Source organism: Anaerophaga thermohalophila DSM 12881, from assembly GCF_000191885.1.
Taxonomy (GTDB): Bacteria; Bacteroidota; Bacteroidia; order Bacteroidales; family Marinilabiliaceae; genus Anaerophaga; species Anaerophaga thermohalophila.
Window position 1 is genome coordinate 48,792 of sequence record NZ_AEWI01000001.1, and the last position, 20,596, is coordinate 69,387.

At 41.0% G+C, this 20,596-nt stretch carries 18 protein-coding genes; 12 read left to right on the forward strand and 6 right to left on the reverse strand.

Annotated elements, in window-relative coordinates; all coding sequences use genetic code 11:
• Positions 1 to 4: 4 nt before the first annotated feature.
• From yedF to ATH1_RS0100210, 3 genes are all read right to left on the reverse strand, one after another.
• On the reverse strand, positions 5 to 625 hold the full coding sequence (yedF, locus tag ATH1_RS0100200; protein ID WP_010415935.1) for a sulfurtransferase-like selenium metabolism protein YedF: 621 nt from the start codon (positions 623 to 625) through the stop codon (positions 5 to 7).
• On the reverse strand, positions 588 to 1,643 hold the full coding sequence (gene mnmH / locus ATH1_RS0100205; protein ID WP_010415936.1) for a tRNA 2-selenouridine(34) synthase MnmH: 1,056 nt from the start codon (positions 1,641 to 1,643) through the stop codon (positions 588 to 590). The genes yedF and mnmH overlap by 38 nt, the downstream gene beginning before the upstream one ends.
• Before the next feature lie 161 nt (positions 1,644 to 1,804).
• Positions 1,805 to 2,245: a preQ(1) synthase gene (locus tag ATH1_RS0100210; protein WP_010415938.1), complete on the reverse strand. Its 441-nt coding sequence runs from the start codon at positions 2,243 to 2,245 to the stop codon at positions 1,805 to 1,807.
• A 124-nt stretch (positions 2,246 to 2,369) separates the two neighbouring features.
• On the opposite strand from ATH1_RS0100210, the gene rlmD reads away from it, so the two are divergent.
• From rlmD to ATH1_RS0100235, 4 genes are all read left to right on the forward strand, one after another.
• Positions 2,370 to 3,779 (forward strand): 23S rRNA (uracil(1939)-C(5))-methyltransferase RlmD, encoded by a 1,410-nt coding sequence (rlmD, locus tag ATH1_RS0100215; protein WP_010415941.1) that lies wholly within the window; start codon positions 2,370 to 2,372, stop codon positions 3,777 to 3,779.
• 84 nt (positions 3,780 to 3,863) lie between these two features.
• Positions 3,864 to 4,577: a hypothetical protein gene (locus ATH1_RS0100220; RefSeq protein WP_010415944.1), complete on the forward strand. Its 714-nt coding sequence runs from the start codon at positions 3,864 to 3,866 to the stop codon at positions 4,575 to 4,577.
• A gap of 226 nt (positions 4,578 to 4,803) precedes the next feature.
• Positions 4,804 to 5,577, forward strand: a complete 774-nt coding sequence (locus ATH1_RS0100230; RefSeq protein WP_010415947.1) for a 5'-nucleotidase C-terminal domain-containing protein — start codon at positions 4,804 to 4,806, stop codon at positions 5,575 to 5,577.
• Between the two features lie 688 nt (positions 5,578 to 6,265).
• Positions 6,266 to 7,174 (forward strand): bifunctional metallophosphatase/5'-nucleotidase, encoded by a 909-nt coding sequence (locus ATH1_RS0100235; protein WP_010415949.1) that lies wholly within the window; start codon positions 6,266 to 6,268, stop codon positions 7,172 to 7,174.
• Positions 7,175 to 7,225: 51 nt separating this feature from the next.
• Here ATH1_RS0100235 and ATH1_RS0100240 read toward each other — a convergent pair whose 3' ends face one another.
• Positions 7,226 to 7,690: an Lrp/AsnC ligand binding domain-containing protein gene (locus ATH1_RS0100240; protein WP_081467405.1), complete on the reverse strand. Its 465-nt coding sequence runs from the start codon at positions 7,688 to 7,690 to the stop codon at positions 7,226 to 7,228.
• 146 nt (positions 7,691 to 7,836) lie between these two features.
• Positions 7,837 to 9,123 (reverse strand): mechanosensitive ion channel family protein, encoded by a 1,287-nt coding sequence (locus ATH1_RS0100245; protein ID WP_044114699.1) that lies wholly within the window; start codon positions 9,121 to 9,123, stop codon positions 7,837 to 7,839.
• Between the two features lie 840 nt (positions 9,124 to 9,963).
• Here ATH1_RS0100245 and ATH1_RS0100255 point away from each other — a divergent pair.
• The 8 genes from ATH1_RS0100255 (at position 9,964) to mnmA (ending at position 20,301) form a co-directional block, all read left to right on the forward strand.
• Positions 9,964 to 11,256, forward strand: a complete 1,293-nt coding sequence (locus tag ATH1_RS0100255; protein WP_010415957.1) for a M64 family metallopeptidase — start codon at positions 9,964 to 9,966, stop codon at positions 11,254 to 11,256.
• Between the two features lie 12 nt (positions 11,257 to 11,268).
• Complete coding sequence (gene mgrA, locus ATH1_RS0100260; RefSeq protein ID WP_010415959.1) at positions 11,269 to 12,264, forward strand: L-glyceraldehyde 3-phosphate reductase; 996 nt, start codon at positions 11,269 to 11,271, stop codon at positions 12,262 to 12,264.
• Between the two features lie 519 nt (positions 12,265 to 12,783).
• Positions 12,784 to 14,652 carry an ABC-F family ATP-binding cassette domain-containing protein gene (locus tag ATH1_RS0100265; protein WP_010415961.1) on the forward strand — a complete coding sequence of 623 codons (1,869 nt, stop codon included), beginning with the start codon at positions 12,784 to 12,786 and terminating at the stop codon, positions 14,650 to 14,652.
• A 319-nt stretch (positions 14,653 to 14,971) separates the two neighbouring features.
• On the forward strand, positions 14,972 to 15,892 hold the full coding sequence (locus ATH1_RS0100270; RefSeq protein ID WP_044114724.1) for a prephenate dehydratase: 921 nt from the start codon (positions 14,972 to 14,974) through the stop codon (positions 15,890 to 15,892).
• Positions 15,893 to 16,168: 276 nt separating this feature from the next.
• Positions 16,169 to 17,332, forward strand: a complete 1,164-nt coding sequence (locus ATH1_RS0100275; protein ID WP_010415965.1) for a pyridoxal phosphate-dependent aminotransferase — start codon at positions 16,169 to 16,171, stop codon at positions 17,330 to 17,332.
• 2 nt (positions 17,333 to 17,334) lie between these two features.
• Positions 17,335 to 18,447 carry a bifunctional 3-deoxy-7-phosphoheptulonate synthase/chorismate mutase type II gene (locus ATH1_RS0100280; protein ID WP_010415967.1) on the forward strand — a complete coding sequence of 371 codons (1,113 nt, stop codon included), beginning with the start codon at positions 17,335 to 17,337 and terminating at the stop codon, positions 18,445 to 18,447.
• Positions 18,444 to 19,220, forward strand: a complete 777-nt coding sequence (locus ATH1_RS0100285; protein ID WP_010415970.1) for a prephenate dehydrogenase — start codon at positions 18,444 to 18,446, stop codon at positions 19,218 to 19,220. The genes ATH1_RS0100280 and ATH1_RS0100285 overlap by 4 nt, the downstream gene beginning before the upstream one ends.
• Before the next feature lie 7 nt (positions 19,221 to 19,227).
• Positions 19,228 to 20,301, forward strand: a complete 1,074-nt coding sequence (gene mnmA, locus ATH1_RS0100290; protein ID WP_010415972.1) for a tRNA 2-thiouridine(34) synthase MnmA — start codon at positions 19,228 to 19,230, stop codon at positions 20,299 to 20,301.
• 31 nt (positions 20,302 to 20,332) lie between these two features.
• Here the strand turns inward: mnmA and ATH1_RS22065 are convergent, their stop codons facing one another.
• Positions 20,333 to 20,536, reverse strand: coding sequence for a tRNA lysidine(34) synthetase TilS C-terminal domain-containing protein (locus tag ATH1_RS22065; protein ID WP_010415974.1), 204 nt, complete (start codon positions 20,534 to 20,536; stop codon positions 20,333 to 20,335).
• Positions 20,537 to 20,596: the final 60 nt, after the last annotated feature.

A 20,596-nucleotide genomic window follows, 5' to 3' on the forward strand; every position in this document is an offset into this window, starting at 1 on the left:
TTTTTTACAGATATATAACATGTCCGGCCTCAGCAAGTATATTGGCAATTTGGTACATGTTGCTGATACGACCAACTGCCACTTTCTCTTTTGCTTCATAAAAGTCCACACAAGTGCCGCAAACAATTACGGTTACCCCTTTGTCTTCCAGTTCACCCAAAGCGATGGCAGTGTCGGTATCCTTCAACGCCAGATTGATGCCACCGTTATACATAATTATATGGGTGGGTAAATTATCCATCCCTTTGAGGGCATTAAAATATCCACGGATTAACAAACGTCCCAATTCTTCATCGCCTTCTCCCATCCGGTAGCTTCGGGCTACCACGACGTAATCGTCTGAAGGTGCAGGCACTCCGGGAGCAGAACAATAAGCTTCCGGATTTTTTTCAGATTTTTCGGGCGATTCAGGTGGCTTTGTTGCTTCCACCAAATACTCCCCTCCTTTTTGTTCGGCCACAGGATTGGCTCCCAGATCGGACAAAAAGCTCATCAGGTTTTGAAAAGATGTTTCATTGTCAGAAATCACCAGAATTTTTTCGCCTTCCTTTACTTCCCTCAAGCCGTTCCGGGCCATAATGAGGGGTTCAGGACAAAGTTTCCCTTTGGTATCTATTGTAAGCATAACTCAATTTAGATTTTATTTTCACTGCCGAAGCATCCGGCTTATCCTCATTCTCTTTAATAACCAAAAAAGGCTTCTTCCTTTTGGCCAATGAATTGGTATACCCTTTATCGTAATATTGCAAAGTGATATCCGCAACCTTTCGGTAGTTTCCACAATCGAGTGCTTCAAGCGCCTCTTTTGTACGCAAACCACCCAGTCGCTTCTCTATCTTTTTTACCGATTGTGCCAGCAACTCCTTACCAAAACAGCCATATTCCTTTACAAGTCTGTCAAGTCGTTTTTCACGTTCCAACTCGAACATCACCAGGGGCGAATCCATCAATATTCCGAACAACATATCCGGAATAAAAACCCGTCCTATGTTGTGACTTTCACCTTCGACCCATATAAAGCGTTCCGGATCAAAGTGACGAAGAACATCATGAATATCATTCTCAAACTGTTCACTGGTAGGTTGCTTCTTCTGGCCCAGGGCTCCAAAGGCCGATCCTTTATGATTGGCAAGGCCTTCAAGGTCGAGAACCTGTTCCCCCTGATCAGCAAGTGCCTTTAAAACATCGGTTTTACCGCTCCCGGTTGGTCCGCCCAAAACAATAAAATTCCATTTCCCTTGTTTCAGCATCTCCCTGAAGGAAGCCCTGTATGCCTTGTAACCCCCTTCCAGCAGATAAGTGTCAATCCCCACCGTCTCAAACAACCACGCCATACTGGCACTTCTCATTCCACCCCTCCAGCAGTGGACAAGTAATTTTCCTTCAACGGCAAGCTCCAAAGCTTTTTTAGCCATTTGTGACATTACAGGACCAACAAACTCCAAACCTTTAAGAATGGCATGATTCCGTCCCTGTTTCTTGTATATAGTGCCAACAACAGCTCTTTCTTCATCAGAAAAAAGAGGCAAATTCACTGCACCCGGAATATGTCCTTTTGCATGCTCGGAAGGTGTACGAACATCTACAACCGGATATTTCTCAGAAGCCTTTAAGAATTCGTATGGTGACAAAGAATTTGCCATAAACAATATAAATTACTATGTCTGATCCTAAAAAAACTATTTTTGTCAAGGTTGAGTTACGGAATTTTTTGAACCGGAGTTAGCTAATTGTTAATGAGAATTTAAAAATTTCCTACAGCAATGAAATTGACAAAAAATCTTTCCAGGAGTGGACTCATCACTCAAAGTGTAACATTCCAGGTATCGTCCATGTGATTCTTCCAATCGCTGTATTTTTCAGCTCCTCCCCTAACTTTCCAGTCGGAATCAACTGTAAGACGCGAACTTATGCCTCCTCTTGGATTACAAACCATAACAATGCGAATGCGATCGGGATTATATACCTCCATTAGATGATCATAAAAAATATTTATCAAACGCTCATAGGAAACAGTAATATTTCTCAAAGCGTGAACATACATCTTGAGTGATTTAAGCTCAATAATTTTATCAGTCGGATAAAACGTGATGTACACATCTGCAAAATCGGGTTGATCCTTCACCCCCAAAAAAGTAAACTCGGGGATTTTTATCTTTATTTCATAAGCCTCCCTGGTTGGATTGGGAAGCGCTTTCAGAACACGCTTGTCGATGTCTTTGTAGGTCAATGTTTTTCCTGTCATTATCAGTTACTTTTTATTTTTTTCTGATGCAGATGCAAAGTTAATAATTTAAGAGAAACAAAAATTTTGGCGAATGTAAGGTGTTTCACATATCTTTGCGGCCGGAAACCTGAAAAATATATTTGTGGGACGCTCAAGAAGAAACAAACCATTACTGGAAAGAGTGGTAATCAGCGACATAGCTGCCGAAGGAAAAGCTTTGGGAAAAGTAAATGACACAGTAGTTTTTGTTCCCCTGGCCGCCCCTGGCGACGTAGTTGATGTACAGGTCACAAAAAAAAGAAAAAGATATTACGAAGGAAGGCCGGTACGGTTCCATCACCTTTCCGACATCCGCACAGAACCTTTTTGCAGGCACTTTGGGATATGTGGCGGATGCAAATGGCAACACATTCCCTATAACGAACAATTAAAGTTCAAACAACGGGAAGTATGGAACAATCTTAAGCGCATCGGGAAGGTTGAATTGCCCGAAATATCACCCATCCTGCCATCCCCCGAAGAACGTTTCTACCGCAACAAACTGGAGTTTACCTTCTCCAACAGGCGCTGGCTATCGCCCGAAGAGATGGAATCGGATGAAATTATCAGCAACAAAAACGGACTGGGGTTCCATATACCAGGAATGTTCGATAAGGTAATCGATATTGAAGAATGTCATCTTCAACGCACGCCCTCGAATGAGGTAAGACTTGCCGTCCGAAATTTTGCACTTGAAAATAACTGGCCATTTTTCGATCTGAAAACTCAGGAGGGCTTTTTGCGTACGCTTATCATCCGCACAAGTAGTACGGGAGAAGCCATGGTTATTATCGTTTTTTATCATGATGATAAAAAGAAACGAGAACAGCTTTTCGAACATCTCATTAAAAAATTCCCGGATGTTACATCATGGATGTATGTAATCAATGAAAAAGCCAACGATACTATAACAGACCTGAAGGTTCATCTCTTCTCAGGAAGGGATCATATCTTTGAAGAAATGGAGGGACTGAAATTTAAAATTGGCCCAAAATCGTTTTACCAGACCAATTCTCTCCAGGCGTACAATTTATATAAAGTCGCCCGCAGTTTTGCAGGTCTTACAGGCAACGAAACCGTTTATGATCTTTACACAGGAACAGGAACCATAGCCAACTTTATAGCCCATAACGCCAGAAAAGTTATTGGCATTGAATATGTTCCCGAAGCCATTGAAAATGCAGAAGAAAATTCAGAACTGAACGGGATTTCAAACACCAGATTCCTGGCCGGCGACATGAAAGATATATTGACGTATGATCTGTTTGAAAAAGAAGGCTTCCCCGATGTTTTGATCACCGACCCTCCACGCGCCGGAATGCACGAAGATGTAGTAAGAACCATTTTGAATGCAGCCCCCGAAAAAGTGGTATATGTCAGTTGCAACTCCGCCACTCAGGCACGCGATATTAACCTTCTGGATGCACGCTATAAAGTCAGCGCACTGCAACCGGTAGATATGTTCCCTCATACCCACCATGTGGAGAATATCGCCCTGTTGGAAAGAAAATAAGAAAACACATCGGATTTTAGTGATCTTTCCATTTTTTTCATTACCTTTTGATAACTATTGTAATTACCAAATAATCAAAAAGCCATGAGTAACGAGCATTATATCGAACACTATGGAAACCTGCTGAAACAGGAGACTTTACGTACACTTGAAGACAAAATCTGGCCGAATACCTTTGTGCTGGAAGCTCCAGAACCATTTCCGGGTTTCTATAATTATTATTCCGATCACCCGGTTGAAAGCAAACCACTATACCTTTATTTGGTACTAAAAAAATTGTACACGCTCGAGGATATTACCCGGGCCACACAGAACATTCAAAAATATTTCAAAACCGATTTTAATGCAACTCCGGGTGTTGTTCACATTTTTAACCGGAAGATTGATGTCATCCGGGTAAGACATCTGGATAATTTTTCTCAGATAATCGATTTGCAAAGAGGTTACATGGATGAGGGGATTGAATTCAAGAGCAAACCCAACAGAAAAGTTGAAGGTCCGGCAATTATCAGGATTAAAAAATTCTTCATTCTCGAAGAAAAACAACCAGGTATATTCTTCGACATGGTAGAAAAAGACCATGGTTATTTCCTGATTCCCAAACAGATTACCTGGAAGCATTTCGAAAATATTACAAAGCAGGTAAAGTTTAACTGGGACAGACCATTTTTCGACGCAGCCATCGGGCATTTCCATGTCAAATTCGGAATTCAGGATATGATCCGCATCTATTATCCCGAAATGAGCGAAGACTATCTCATCGAAGTCAGAAAAAAATATCTTGAACGAATAAAATAATTACAGAGCAAACATTAACAATTATGAGTACAGTATAAAAAGCATATTTTTGTCAAAATCAAGGCGTTTTAAATTTTTTGTGCCGGAGTTAACTTGTTGTTAATGAGGATGCAAAAATTTAAAACAACAACGAGCTTGGCAACAAAGATGCTTTTTAGACCGGGTTCAATTATATAATGCAGCATTATTCCCTTTTGCTGCATTTTTTATAGTTTTGAAAGAAAAAATGCAACATTTCGGCAGATTCAAAAATGTGCTGTTTATTCTTCTTTTAGCAGGCTTTATTTCCACATCGTGCCAGCATCAGGAAAAGCCACATTTTTCATCATCGGAGATTATAGAACTGGATAGCAGTATTGCCGCCTCTCCTCAGATTGAGTCCTACATCGCACCTCTCCGCGATTCAGTTGAAACAATCATGAACGAGATAATCGGGCAGACTAAAAAGAAAATGTTTCCCAAAAAACCAGGAACAGCGCTCTCGAATTTTATTGCCGACCTGCTTCGCGATGCGGCAAAAAACGAAATTCGGAAGAGCAATAAAGGAAATCTGCCGCTTATTTCTGTTATCAACATAAATGGACTTAGGGCCCCATTGCCTAAAGGAAACATTACTGTCGGAAATATTTACTCGTTGATGCCTTTTGAAAACCAGTTGGTCATTTTGAAGTTATCGGGAGAAGAAATCACTGAATTGTTCAATCACATCGGAACTTCGGGTGGTGACGGCATAGCCGGCGCAACTTTCACTTTCAGGAATCAGCAGGTTCTGAACCCGAAAATTAACGAGAACCCCTTGAAAAACGGCCAATTCTATTATGTAGCGACATCAGACTATCTCGCCAGCGGTGGCGATCATTATACCATTTTCACCAAAGCTTCTGAAAAACATACATCGAAACATAAAATAAGAGACCTTATTATTTCACACATCCGCGAGCTGACAAGTCACGGCATAATAATAAACCCAACGGATGAAAAAAGAGTTATTCTGGAATAACACGTTCCAACAGATCGTTAGATGTATAGATATAGTTTAGTCAGTAGTTTTTAGTCAGTAGTTTTTAGTCAGTAGTTTTTAGTCAGTAGTCAGTAGTCAGTAGTCAATAGTGGAGATTTTCAGGCACTGATACACTCAAGAAACTACCCAATGCACATAAATATCATTTTGAAAAGCTTATGATTTTAGTTAGATAAAAGTAACCGAGAGGCAGAAGTAATAAGTTTTGTAGAAAAGAATATATCAGTTTGTTCTGAAAATTTGCCAGCTTAGCAAACATCTGACCCAATACAATAAGTGATTGATATAAATCTATTTTCATCTTGAGTTAAATAAAAGTATCTGACAACCTGAAGGCAGAAGAAAAAACGACCAAATGAAACGAGCATGACAAGGTTTGTCACAAAAGAACATGTATAAACACCATCTAACCTCTAATCATTCTAAGAAACCAAAAACAAGGAACAGATTCTTCGTCGTTACCTCCTCAGAATGACACTGAGCACTCTGTCATTCTGAGCGGAGCGAAGAATCTAACATCAATTAAAGTATGATAAGTTGCATCGTTCCAATAACTTAGACTAATTTTATACTGATGAAACGAGCATGACAAGGTTTATCACAAAAGAACATATATAAATCCTTGCATGCGAGTTCCATCCGACCTTAATAAATAAATTTTATACGGATGAAACATAATCGTAGACAATTCATAAAAACACTCATAGCCGGAGGGATGGCAACAGCCCTTCCTTTCCGATCTGTGGGTGGAAATAACAATCATTCTCTCACCATTTTACATACCAACGACGTACACAGCCATCTTGATCCCTTCCCCCCGGATCATCCGGAATTTCCCAATATAGGTGGATTTGCCCGGCGTGCTGCCTTAATAGAACAATTGCGAGAGAAACATCCGAATCTGATATTGGTTGATGCAGGAGACATATTTCAGGGGACACCCTATTTCAATTTCTTCGGAGGGGAACCCGAATTGAAACTGATGTCGGACATGAGATATGACGCCGCTACCATTGGAAATCATGAATTCGACAATGGCCTGACTCACCTTGCCGACCAAATGAAACATGCCAAATTCCCCTTCATTTGTACCAATTACGATTTCAGTGACACCATTTTAAAAGGGAAAACACTTCCGTGGAAAATCATTGAAAAAGGTGAATTCAGAATTGGCTTATTAGGTCTGGGAATAAATCCGGACGGATTGATCTCACCATCCAATTATGAAGGAATGAAATGGCTCGACCCGGTACAAACGGGAGAAGAAACAGCCCGTTTCCTTAAAAAAGAAAAGAAATGCAATCTTGTAGTGGCCATCTCACATCTCGGATACGAGAGTACTCCCGACAGGCCTGAATCGGATATTAAAACTGCCCGGCAGACCTCATCAATCGATATTATTATTGGCGGACATACTCACACGTTCATGAAAAAGCCGGATATAATAAAGAACAAAGACGGGCAGGATGTAATCATTAACCAGGTTGGATGGGGAGGCGTAATGCTGGGGCAAATCGATGTTTCAATGACCCGGGAACAACCCGAAATTTTGGCAACTCAGCATTTCATCAGATAAAAACAAAGGAACACCGTTGTAATGCCCCTTTTGCCTAATTATTTTATCCAGCTATTCAATAGGCAATTGCCGCTTAAATGACTCATCAAGAGAAATAATGGTCTCGGTTGAAGAAATTCCGGGTATATTTTGAAGCCGGTCGTGTAAAATACGTTTCAGATGTTCGTTGCTCCTGGCAAAAATCTTGATAAACATTGCATATTCCCCGGTGGTATAATGACATTCCACAACCTCTGGAATTTCTTCGAGCATTTTAACCACTTTGTCGAACAAGCTGGCCTTTTTTAGAAAAATCCCAATAAAAGCACAGGTATGATAACCAATTTTGCCGGGATTAATAATAAATTCAGACCCCTTAATAACACCCATATTCATCAATCGCTGAATACGTTGATGAATAGCTGCCCCTGACACCTTACATTCCCGGGCTACTTCAAGAAATGGAATTCGTGCGTTTTGAGTGATCATCGACAAAATTTTTTTGTCGAGACTATCAATCTGTAAATTGCTCTCCATATCAAAAAATGACAAATGTTAGAATTTAAAAGTTTTCCTGCTTATTTAATAATGATTCTTGTCGAATTTAGAATTAATTATCCAATATTCCAACAAAATATGCATAAAAACAGGTGGTAATAAATTATAAACTTTCAATTTCACTTTTAATTTGAAAAACTTCCAACCAATTCTTTAAAATCATCGCCACTCGGGTTTTGAAACACGCGAAGCTCAAACAGCGGAATAATGGCCAGTATATGGTCGAAGATGTCGGCCTGAACACTTTCATATTTAGCCCACTCCTGTTCTCCGGAAAAAGCGTATATCTGCACAGGCAGGCCTTTCTCAGTGGGTGCCAGGTGACGTATAATAAGCGTCATTTTCTCATTAATCTTGGGATGATTAGCCACGTAATTCTCAAGATATTTTCTGAAAACGCCCAGGTTGGTCATTCTTCTTCCGTTAACAGGAAGCGACTCATCAATATTGTGTGTGCGGTTGTACTCTTCAATCTCTTTCTGCCGCTGATCGATGTAGTCCTTTAAATGATGTATTTTCCTGAACTTTTCGAGCATCTCGGGAGTACAAAACTTTACACTACGAATATCAATGTGTACGGCCCGGGCAATTCTTCTTCCACCCGACTCTTCCATTCCCCGCCAATTAACAAAAGAGTTGGAAACCATAGCATAGGTGGGGATGGTGGAAATGGTTTTATCCCAGTTGCGTACTTTCACCGTATTGAGTGTTATTTCCATAACCGTGCCGTCAGCATTATGACTGGGCATCGATATCCAGTCACCAACTCGTACCATCCGGTTTGCCGAAAGCTGTATCCCTGCCACCAATCCGAGAATAGAATCTCTGAAAACCAACATCAGAACAGCCGCCATAGCACCCATTCCGGCCAGAATGGAAAGAACCTCTACATTAAAAATAATAGATACTGCAACAAGCACTGCTACAATTATGGCGATCAAATGAATTACCTGAAGATATCCTTTAATAGGTCTTTCATGCGCAAACGGAAAAGTATTGTAAATATCTTCAAAAGCATTGAGCAATGCTCTGAAGCTCATTACAATTACCGCCGTTAAATAAAGCGAAACAACATCCTGAAAAATCTTCAACTTTTCAGGATGATCGCCCCAGAACCAATCCGAAAGAAGATATATGACTATTACAGGAGCCAGGTGAGACAAACGGTGAAAAACCTTTCGCTGAACCAGAAAATCATCCAACTTAGATTTTGTTCTTCTTACCATTCTGATGACCGCAAAAAGAAAAAACCTTCTTGCTATAATGTACGCGAGATAGGATAATAACAGTATTATCAATCCCGATACCAGGAATTCGATAACTCCAATCCAATAATCAGAAATATTCAATGGCTCGACTTGCTGATAAAACCATTTTGAAAACCAATCTGATTTTGCACTTACCTCATCCATTTTTATACAATTCAAAAAATTATACATATATTTATGCATCCCTGGTGATAATCAGGAAAGCTCAAAATCGGGTAAACGTTCAAGAAACAAACAAATATGAGCCCGAACCAAAAAGCATCTTTGTTGCCAAACTCATTGTTGTTTTAAATTTTTACCTCCTCATTAAACGGGTTGACTACTGTACAAAAATTTAAAACGCCTTAATTTTGACAAAAATATGCTTTTTATACCGTACCCATACATTTTAAATTGAATTTTATACCGATAAAACGAGCATGGCAAAGTTCCCCACAACAAGAATATGTATAAACACCATCTAAACTTTAATCATCAAAGAAACCAAAAACAGGAAACAGATTCTTCGTCTTGCCTCCTCAGAAAGACATTAGACAGTCTGTCATTCTGAGCGGAGCGAAGAATCACATCAGTGGTAAAGAGTCTTTGAATGATAAAAAACGGCTAAAGGAACTTGTTGTAACAAGGGAAAGATTCTTCGTCGTTACCTCCTCAGAATGACACTGAGCGCTCTGTCATTCTGAGCGGAGCGAAGAATCTAACATCAATTAAAGTATGATAAATTGCATCATTCCAATAACTTAGACTAATTTTATACGAATAAAAATGTTAGGATTGTTAAACTGTTAGCTAATGTAACAAAACTTATAATATTTTAACAACTAATACATTAACAATATTAACAACTTTAACAATTCTAACAGCCGTAACAATTTATTAAAAGTAAGATAAAATGAGCATGACAAGCTTTGTCACAAAAGAACATGTATAAAACTCAATCATGTGAGTTCCATTCGACCAATAACTTAAGTAAATTGTATACGAATGAAAATCCGTTTTCGAATTTTATTATTGCTCTTTTCATATTTCTTTACGACAGGAGCAAGTACCATAGGACAGACACAACATCATTTCAACTACCGGCAAACGCTTAGAATTGATTTTGTGCTGTCAGGAGATCATGAGCAACAGCAATCTGCTATTGCAGTATATAAAAAATCACCTGGTTACAGTGCCGGCCAAAATCAAAACACTCCATCTTTCGACTATGGAACTTACAGACTGGTCCTTCTAAATCCTCAAACCGATGATACCCTTTTTCTCAAAGGATTTTGTACTCTGTTTGAAGAATGGAGGACAACCGAACAGGCCGGAAAGGTATCCCGCGCTTTTGAACAAACCGTTGAAGCGCCCTGGCCAATTTCTAAAGTCCGGATTTTGATTGAATTCAGAAAAAAAGACGGTCAATTTGTTACACTCATCAATGAGTTGTTCTCTCCCAAAGAGACTGTTCCTGTAACTCAGATAATTCCTGATGAAAATCAGGCTGAGATAATACACGGCATCAACAATCCTGACGAACAAGCCGATCTTCTCATCCTTGCTGAAGGGTACACCAAAGATGAAAAAGAAAGCTTTTTGCACGATGCAAAAAATATAACCGATTACCTTTTCAGTATTGCACCCTATACGAATTTAAAAGACAAAATAACGGTCAGAGCATTACATACAATATCTGCAGAGGCAGGAACCGATGATCCTGTCAGAAATATCCGGAGAGAAACAGCAATGAACAGTTCGTTCAACACATTCGGTTCCGACCGCTACCTGGAAAGTTTCAGCACATGGACAATATATGATTATGCCGCCGGAGTACCGCATGATCATATCATTGTGCTTGTAAATACTTCAAAATATGGTGGTGGCGGGGTATACAATCATTTCTCAATTGTGTCGGCCCGGCACCCGTCATCGCCCGAAGTGTTCGTGCACGAAACAGGACATGGGCTGGCCGGACTTGGCGATGAATATTATTATAACGATTCTCCTATCCCCGATTTTTTCGATAAAGAAAGTGAACCATGGGCGCCAAACCTGACAACCCTGGTAAATTTTGACATCAAATGGAAACATTTGGTGCCGGATACTGTTCCAATTCCAACACCCCCAACTCCAAAATATAAAAATGTCACCGGAGTTTTTGAAGGTGCCGGCTATTCGGCAAAAGGAATCTACCGCCCGGCACTCAACTGCAGAATGAAGTCGAACGAAGCCGAAGGATTTTGTGAAGTTTGCCGCCAATCAATAAAAAGAATTATTAATTTTTACGCACAATAATAATATAACACTATGAATTATCTTGCCAACGAAAAGCGCTACGAAACAATGAATTACCGCCGTTGCGGAAAGAGCGGCATTAAACTGCCGGCCATATCGCTTGGCCTGTGGCACAATTTCGGCTCTGTGGATGTTTTTGAAAATGGTCGTAAAATTTTGCATCATGCATTCGATAACGGAATTACACATTTTGACCTGGCCAACAATTATGGTCCGGTTCCCGGCAGTGCGGAAGAAAATTTCGGGCGCATTTTAGCTACCGATTTTAAACCCTATCGCGACGAAATGATTATTTCAACAAAAGCCGGCTACCTGATGTGGCCGGGCCCTTATGGCGAATGGGGTTCCAGAAAATATTTGCTGGCCAGCCTTGATCAGAGTCTGAAGCGAATGGGACTCGACTATGTGGATATTTTTTACTCTCACCGTCCCGATCCCGACACCCCCCTCGAAGAAACTATGGGTGCACTGGCTCAGGCGGTAAAACAGGGAAAAGCGCTATATGCCGGAATATCCAACTATAATGCCGAAATGACGCAAAAGGCCGAAAGCATTCTTCGTGATATGGGAATACCATTACTGATCCATCAACCACGGTACAATATGCTTGACCGCTGGGTTGAAGAAGACGGCCTTCTGGATGTTCTTGGGAAAAGAGGCGTCGGTTCCATTGTATTTTCCCCGCTTGCCCAGGGATTATTGACCGATAAATACCTGAAAGAAATTCCTGCCAATTCAAGAATGGCCAACCCGCATGGTTTCCTGCAACGTGAAGCATTAACACCCGAAATTCAGAAAAAACTGAACAAACTTAACGATCTTGCAGCCCAAAGAGGTCAGTCTCTTGCCCAAATGGCTCTTGCCTGGCTGTTGAAAGACAACCGTATCACCTCGGTACTGGTCGGAGCCAGCAGTGTAAACCAGTTAAGTAACAATCTGGAGGCGCTTAACAATCTTACCTTTTCCGATGAAGAACTCAAAAAAATCGAAGAAATATTGAAACAATAAATCTGCTATCATTCTTCCCCCTTGCAGAATAAAGATTATTCTTCTACTGCAAGGGGAATTTTTGCTTACTAAAACGAGCATGGCAAAGATTGTTGTAAAATTGTTAGGACTGTTAGATTGTTAGGATTGTTAGCTACTGTAATAAAACTCATAACATTCTAAAAACTAAAAATTAACATATTAACAACTTTAACAATTTATTAAATGTAAGATGAAACAAGCATGACAAGGTTTGCCTTAATAGATTATTAGATTTTTAGATTTAAGATTTAAGATAAAACGAAAATAACGGGCTTTACCTCAATAAAGACAAGTATAAATTCTTGCATGCGAGTTCCATCCGACCTTAATAAACAAATTTTAAACGGATGAAACGAGCATGACAAAGTTTGTCACAAAAGAACAGGTATAAACCCTTGCATGCGAGTTCCATCCGACCTTAATAAACAAATTTTATACGGATGAAACCTTTAAATAAACCTTAACTGATGCTATCTTTGCCAAAAACAGACAAAGTTTATGGCCAATATACTCTCAGTTGAAAACGTCACTCACCATTGGGGCGATATCCGGCTTTTCAACAACCTCTCTTTTGGTCTCGACGAAGGAGACAAAGCCGCCCTGATAGCACGAAACGGAACAGGAAAAACCACACTTCTCAACATTTTGGCGGGGGTTCTGCCTTCCGACGAAGGACAGGTTACTATAAGAAAAAATATTACACTCGGATACCTTGAACAAACACCCCGATTTACCCCCGAACTAACAGTACTGGAAACGCTTTTCACATCCAACAATGAAACGGCCCGTATCGTTAAGCTGTATGAAAAAGCTGTAGCAGAAAATGACCACGAATCCCTTCAGGAATTGCTGCCAAAAATGGAGCAACTTAATGCCTGGAGCTATGAAGAAAGAGCCAAACAAATACTCTCACAGTTAAACATCAACCGGTTTGACCAACCCATGGAGCAACTTTCAGGAGGACAAGTCAAGCGGGTAGCCCTGGCAGCAGTATTGATCACAGACCCCGATTTTCTGATACTTGACGAACCTACCAATCACCTTGATCTGGATATGATTGAATGGCTGGAAGATTACCTGAAACGAAGCCGAATGACTTTACTGATGGTTACGCACGACCGCTATTTCCTTGACCGTGTGTGCAATGAAATTTTTGAGCTTCAGGACGAAACCCTCTTTCAATACAGAGGTAATTATGCCTACTATCTGGAAAAAAGACAGGAGCGCATCCATCAGAAAAACCAGGAAGTGGAGAGGGCGCGTAACCTCCTGCGAAAAGAGCAGGAATGGATGAACCGACAGCCTCAGGCAAGAGGAACAAAAGCAAAATACCGGATTGATGCATTTCATGACCTGAAAAAAACGGCTTCTCAAAACACGCAGGAACAAAGCATGGAAATTAATATTGGTTCGGCACGACTGGGCCGGAAAGTTCTGAATTTATATCATGTAAGTAAAAGTTTCGACAATCTGAATCTTATTAAAGACTTTTCATACAAGTTTGTAAGAGGAGAAAAAGCCGGTATTATCGGGAAAAACGGAACCGGCAAATCAACCTTTCTCAACATCCTGACAGAAGAACTTCAACCCGACAGTGGATATGTTGAACCCGGGGAAACTCTCGTAACAGGCTATTACCGACAGGAAGGAATGTTGCCGGATGAAAACAAACGGGTTTTGGAAGTGATTACCGATATTGCCGACCAGGTAAAACTCGGGAAAAATCATTCGATGTCTGCTTCCCAATTCTTACGCTATTTCATGTTCCCCAACGAGATGCATAATGTAAGGGTACAGAAACTAAGTGGTGGCGAAAAAAAACGTCTCTATCTGATGACAATATTAATGAAAACCCCTAACTTTCTGATACTCGACGAACCTACCAACGATCTGGACATTCTTACCCTCAATGTTCTGGAAGATTACCTTCAGCAATTTGACGGTTGTGTCCTGGTGGTTTCGCACGACCGTTATTTTCTCGATAAGGTAACCGACCATCTGTTCATTTTTGAAAGAAACGGAACCATAAAAGACTTTCCGGGAAATTATACAGATTACCGCGAACAGATGGCAAAGGAGCTTCAGGAAAAAAGAGCCGCGACATCAGCCGGGCAACAACCCAAAAAACAAAAACCTGCCCGTTTGCCAAACAAGAACAAACTTACCTTCAAGGAGAAAAAAGAAATGGAGAGCCTTGAACAACAAATTGAAAAACTGGAAGACCAAAAAAAAGAACTGGAAGACCAACTCAACTCAGGTTCTTTATCGGGCGATGAACTGCTCAAAACATCTTCAACCCTTGGCAACCTGATGAAAGAATTGGATAAGTGTGAAATGCGCTGGTTGGAATTAAGCGAAAAGGAGTAACTAAATATTCTTACCGTCTGTCCCAAAACTTAGAAATTAGCAGTTTTACAAAGCTTTTTCCATACATCAGTGATATTTTTTGCGATTTTTTCAACAATCTGTTGTTTGGAATAGAATAAATATCTATTTTTGCCATGGTTAAAAATAAAAAGCAATACTTATCATGTTACAGCATGCCTGTTCATATTTCTTTTTCTTCTTTTTTTATTTTTTTGGTTCATCAACCAGAAGGGGCAGGCTCATGCATAAATAAATCAAAAATTCGGAGTTACAAAATATGCGTCCCGCCCCTTCAGGCGGGATTTTTTTTATCTGTACTATGAGTAAAAACAAAACCATACAAGTCGCCATTCAGGGTATCCCCGGAGCCAACCATGAAATAGCCGCCCGGGCCTATTTCAAAGACAAAGAAGTGGAAGTTGTACCCTGCCACACTTTTCAGGAAGTTTTTGATGTCATGCAGTCAAATCCAAAGATTCTTGGTATCATGGCAATCGAAAACACTCTGGTCGGTAGTTTGCTGCCCAATTACACTATGTTAAGAGAATCGGGCTTTAACGTTCAGGGCGAGCATAAATTGAGAATAAAACATCATCTGATGGCTCTTCCCGGTCAAAACATTAACGACCTGAAAGAAGTTCACTCCCACCCCATGGCCCTGGCGCAATGTGAAGAGTTTTTCAAAAAACATCCTCACATAAAACTTATCGAAAGTGAAGATACCGCCTTTAGTGCCAAAACCATATCGGACAAAAAACTAAAAGGAACCGGCGCCATTGCCTCGTCACTTGCAGCCGAACTCTACAACCTCGAAATTATTGAAAGAAGCATAGAAACCAATAAACATAACTATACCAGGTTTCTGATTATCGGGCAGGAAAACAAAGCAGTAAAAGCTGAACTGCTGGAGCAAAACAAAATCAATAAAGCGTCGCTTGTTTTCTCCCTGCCGCACGAAGAGGGAAGTCTTTCAAAAATCCTTACCATTCTGGCCTTTTACAATATCAACCTCACTAAAATACAATCGCTTCCTATTGTTGGTATTGAATGGGAATACCTTTTTTACATTGATGTTATGTTTGATAACTATGAACGTTATTTACAATCTTTGGACGCCATTCGTCCTCTGTGCAAAAAGTTACGTGTTCTCGGCGAATATGAGGCCTGTACAGCAACACAGACAACCAATGGAGAAACTTTTGAAAAAGAGAAAGTTCATAATGCTTTGACATCTATATAATTTTAGTGTCTGTCTGGAAATACTACTCGCTCAGTTACGCTTGATTTTCAGACAACACGCGGCCAGAAACTTTACAACCGGAACATCCTGAACAGACACACATTTTGTAAAAAGTTTTGCGAATTGGTACAATAGATTGTGAGATTTTAAGAGGTAAGATAATTTATACAACCTTGATATACTGAATTTTAACAAACAGGCACAAACAGTTGGTTTGCAGCGTATTGCAAAATTTTAACGGAGTATTGTTTATAGACGAACACTAAGTAAATTGCAATGATTACACCAGCACAAAGAATCAGTCAGGTAAAGGAATACTATTTCTCACTGAAACTGAAAGAAATAGCAGAAATGCAAGCAAATGGGAAACCGGTCATCAATCTTGGCATAGGTAATCCTGATCAGCCGCCGGCACCCGAAGTCCTGAAAACGCTAAACGATGCAGCAGCCCGCCCCGATACCCATGGATATCAGGGATATATCGGAATACCTGAATTACGAAAAAGTTTTTCCAACTGGTACAAACGTTTTTATAAGGTCAGTCTCGACCCTGAAAAGGAAATTTTACCGCTGATGGGTTCAAAAGAAGGGATTATGCACATTTCCATGGCTTTTCTTAATCCGGGAGATGAAGTTCTTGTTCCAAATCCCGGTTATCCGACCTACAGTGCAGTAACAGAAATTGTAGGTGCCGAAAAACGTTCCTACGACCTGATTGAAGAAAAAAACTGGCAACCTGATCTGGAGGCCCTCGAAAAAGAGGACTTATCAAATGTCAAACTCATGTGGGTCAACTATCCCAACATGCCCACAGGTGCCAAAGCCAGCCGGTCATTTTTTGAAAAACTGATAGCTTTTGGAAAACGTAACGATATTTTGATTTGCAACGACAATCCCTATAGTTTCATTCTTAATGCCGAGCCCCAAAGCATACTTTCAGTTCCCGGTGCTAAAGATGTTGCGATAGAATTAAATTCTTTGAGCAAGTCGCATAACATGGCCGGCTGGCGGGTAGGTATGGCAGCATCGAATGCAGAGTTCATTAAATATGTGTTGCGCATCAAGAGCAATATGGACTCAGGGATGTTTCGACCGGTACAGGAAGCAGCAGCTAAAGCATTGTCGCTTGAGAAGGAGTGGTACGAAGAAGTAAACAATGTGTACCGAAGCCGCAAAAAACTTGTTCTGGAGATTATGAAGGCGCTTCAATGCTCCTGGAATGAAGACCAGGCAGGCATGTTCATCTGGGCAAAAATTCCGGATGAATATTCTTCCGCTAAGGAGCTATCCGACAAAATCCTTTATGAAGCCAATGTATTCATAACGCCGGGATTTATTTTTGGTAGCCGGGGCGAGAGATACATACGAATATCTCTCTGTACGCCCGAAGAAAAGTTGAAAGAATCGTTAAACAGAATAAAAAACATCATAACCAATTAACCATGTACAATCTGAACATTCAACCAATCACACTTCCGGGATTGGAACTGAAACGTCCCATTATTATCTCCGGGCCCTGCAGCGCCGAAACCGAGGAACAAACGCTCTCCACAGCTAAAGAGCTGGCAGCCCGGGGGATCAGGATATTTCGTGCCGGCATCTGGAAACCACGAACACGCCCGGGTGCGTTCGAAGGCGTCGGGACACTTGGGCTCCCCTGGCTAAAACGTGTAAAAGAAGAAACCGGGATGTTTGTTTGCGTCGAAGTTGCCACTGCACATCATGTTTACGAAGCTGTAAAGTATGGCGTGGATATGGTTTGGATTGGCGCCCGCACATCGGCCAACCCCTTTGCAGTACAGGAAGTTGCAGATGCCATCAAAGGTTTGGATATACCGGTACTGGTCAAAAATCCGGTGAATCCTGATCTTGACCTTTGGATTGGTGCCATCGAACGCATCAACCGCGCCGGCATCACGCAAATCGCTGCCATCCATCGTGGTTTCAGTTCTTACGACCAGTCTGAATTCAGAAATCATCCGCAGTGGCAAATCCCAATTGAGTTGAGACGCCGTATACCGGAATTACCAATTATCACCGATCCAAGCCATATCGCCGGTAACCGTGAATTGCTGGCTGACCTCTCGCAGGAAGCTATGGACCTGAACTTCGACGGCCTCATCATAGAATCGCATATCTGCCCCGATAAGGCATGGAGCGATGCTAAACAGCAAATTACACCGGAACGTTTAAAAGAGATTGTGGATAACCTTGTGCTTCGCAGACCAAAGATAGGGGAAGACACACCACGTGTCACTCTGGACGAATTAAGAAAACAAATCGATAAACTCGACGACCAATTGCTGGACCTTCTGAAAGAAAGAATGAAAATATCAGAAGCCATCGGAAAATACAAATTCGAAAATAACATCACAATTCTCCAGACCAGACGCTACGACGAACTAATGAATAACAGAAGAGACCGCGGATCTCAGCGGGGTTTGGATGAAGAATTTATTACCCGTATTTTTGAATCCATTCACGAAGAGTCGATCAGCCGGCAAAACGAGATAATGAACAAGGCATTGTCGAAAAAACAAAAACCTCAGGAATGAAGATATGTATCCTTGGCGCAGGAAAAATGGGAACCTGGCTTACAGATGCCCTCTGTTTACAACACGAAGTGGCTGTTTACGATCCCGACCTGGAACGTCTGCGCTTTGTTTTTAATACCCAGAGGCTTACCAAACCGGAAGAAATAACTGAATTTGCACCGGAACTTTTAATCAACGCGGCAAACCTGAAATATACCATCCCGGCCTTTGAATCGGTGATGGGGTTTTTGCCAGAGAATTGCATTATATCCGACATTGCATCGGTAAAAACCGGACTTAAAGAGTTTTATGAAAAATCGGGCCGCCGCTTTGTCTCCACACACCCTATGTTTGGCCCGACATTCGGCAACCTGAAAGAATTAAGACAACACCACGCCATTATTATCAAAGAGTCGGACCACATGGGAAAGGCCTTCTTTAAAGATTTCTTCGGTTCCCTCGGGCTCAATCTGCACGAATACAGTTTCGAAGAACACGATAAGACCATTGCCTATTCTCTTTCTGTGCCTTTCTCTTCCACGCTTGTATTTGCAGCATGCATGAAAAAGCAGGATGCACCCGGTACAACCTTCCGTAAACATCTCGACATTGCAAAAGGCCTTCTGTCTGAAGATGACTATCTGCTTACTGAAATACTGATGAACCCTTTTACCATAGGACAGGTAGAAAAAATTCGCCAGGAATTGAAGCACCTCATCGGACTAATAAAAGACAAAGATACCGAAGGACTTCAGGCTTTTCTTAAAAAAGTAAGGGAAAACATAAAGGAATAAAACATCAATGCGCAGCCAATCTTTGAGCAAAACCAAAGTATTGCTTGGAATGAGCGGTGGACTGGACAGCACCATGGCGGCCCTGTTTCTAAAAGAAGCAGGTTATTCCGTAATTGGTCTGACACTAAAAACCTGGCACCGGAACCCCGGTATAATGGAACAAAACGCGGCTAAGGCGAAGGAGACGGCTGAAAAACTCGCCATAGAGCATCATGTTATGGACATACAAAAATCTTTTAAAAAGGAGGTCGTTGACTATTTTTGTCGTGAATACATGATGGGCAAAACGCCAAATCCCTGCAACCGGTGTAATCCCGTTATCAAATGGCCGGCACTGCTGCAAAAAGCCGACGAATCAGGTTGCCGGCATATTGCAACCGGTCATTATGTCCGAAAACAATTATTAAACAACCGCTGGTATCTAAAAAAAGGAGCCGATCCTTCAAAAGACCAGTCCTACTTTCTGTGGAATCTCAACCAGGAGATATTGCAGCGGGCCCTGTTTCCACTTGGGCAATTATCGAAAGAAAAAGTCAGGGAACTGGCATTAAATAACGGATTTCAGGATGTTGCCGTTCAAAAGGAAAGCATGGGAGTCTGTTTCCTCGACGGCACTGATTATCGCGATTTCATAGTTGAACAGAACGGGTTTACTTCTCTCCGGCCGGGAAACATCGTCGACGAAACCGGTAGAATACTGGGGAAACACAGGGGACTTGCCTTCTTTACCACAGGTCAGAAAAAAGGATTGGGACTCCCCGATAACAAATATTTTGTTGTACGTTTAGATTCTTCAAACAACCAGGTAGTCGTTTCAAAATCAGCATCTTTAAAAACAAGTAAAATTTATCTTTCAAACTATTACCTTTCAGCGCTTCCATCCGGAAAAGAGCTACTCGAACTCGAAGTTGACATTCGCATACGCGGAATCGATACGGTGCCAACCATACCAGGTACTTTGAAAATCATTCAACCCATAGGACTGGAAGTTAATTTTGATCATCCGGCATGGGGAATCACACCTGGTCAAAGTATTGTTTTCTATCGGGATGATGTTGTAATTGGTGGTGGTATTGTTTAGTAAACCGAGTTTGGTCAGTATTGACAAATAATTAATCCCCCTCCTGGTCAGAATTCAGCACTTTAATCTCAAGAATATTTTTGGTATTTGAAGTTACCTTAAAACGATCGTCTATTCTTTGACCAATCACCCATACAATATCATTACCCGAAAGTAAAAGCCAGGTTCTTTCTTTCTCAACCAGAGATAATTTCTCATCCACAAAAAAATCGCTCAACTTCTTAAAAGTCTCCATTCCCAATGGACGAAATTGGTCTCCTTTATGCCAGTGCCTTATTACAAGCGGAAAGTCGAT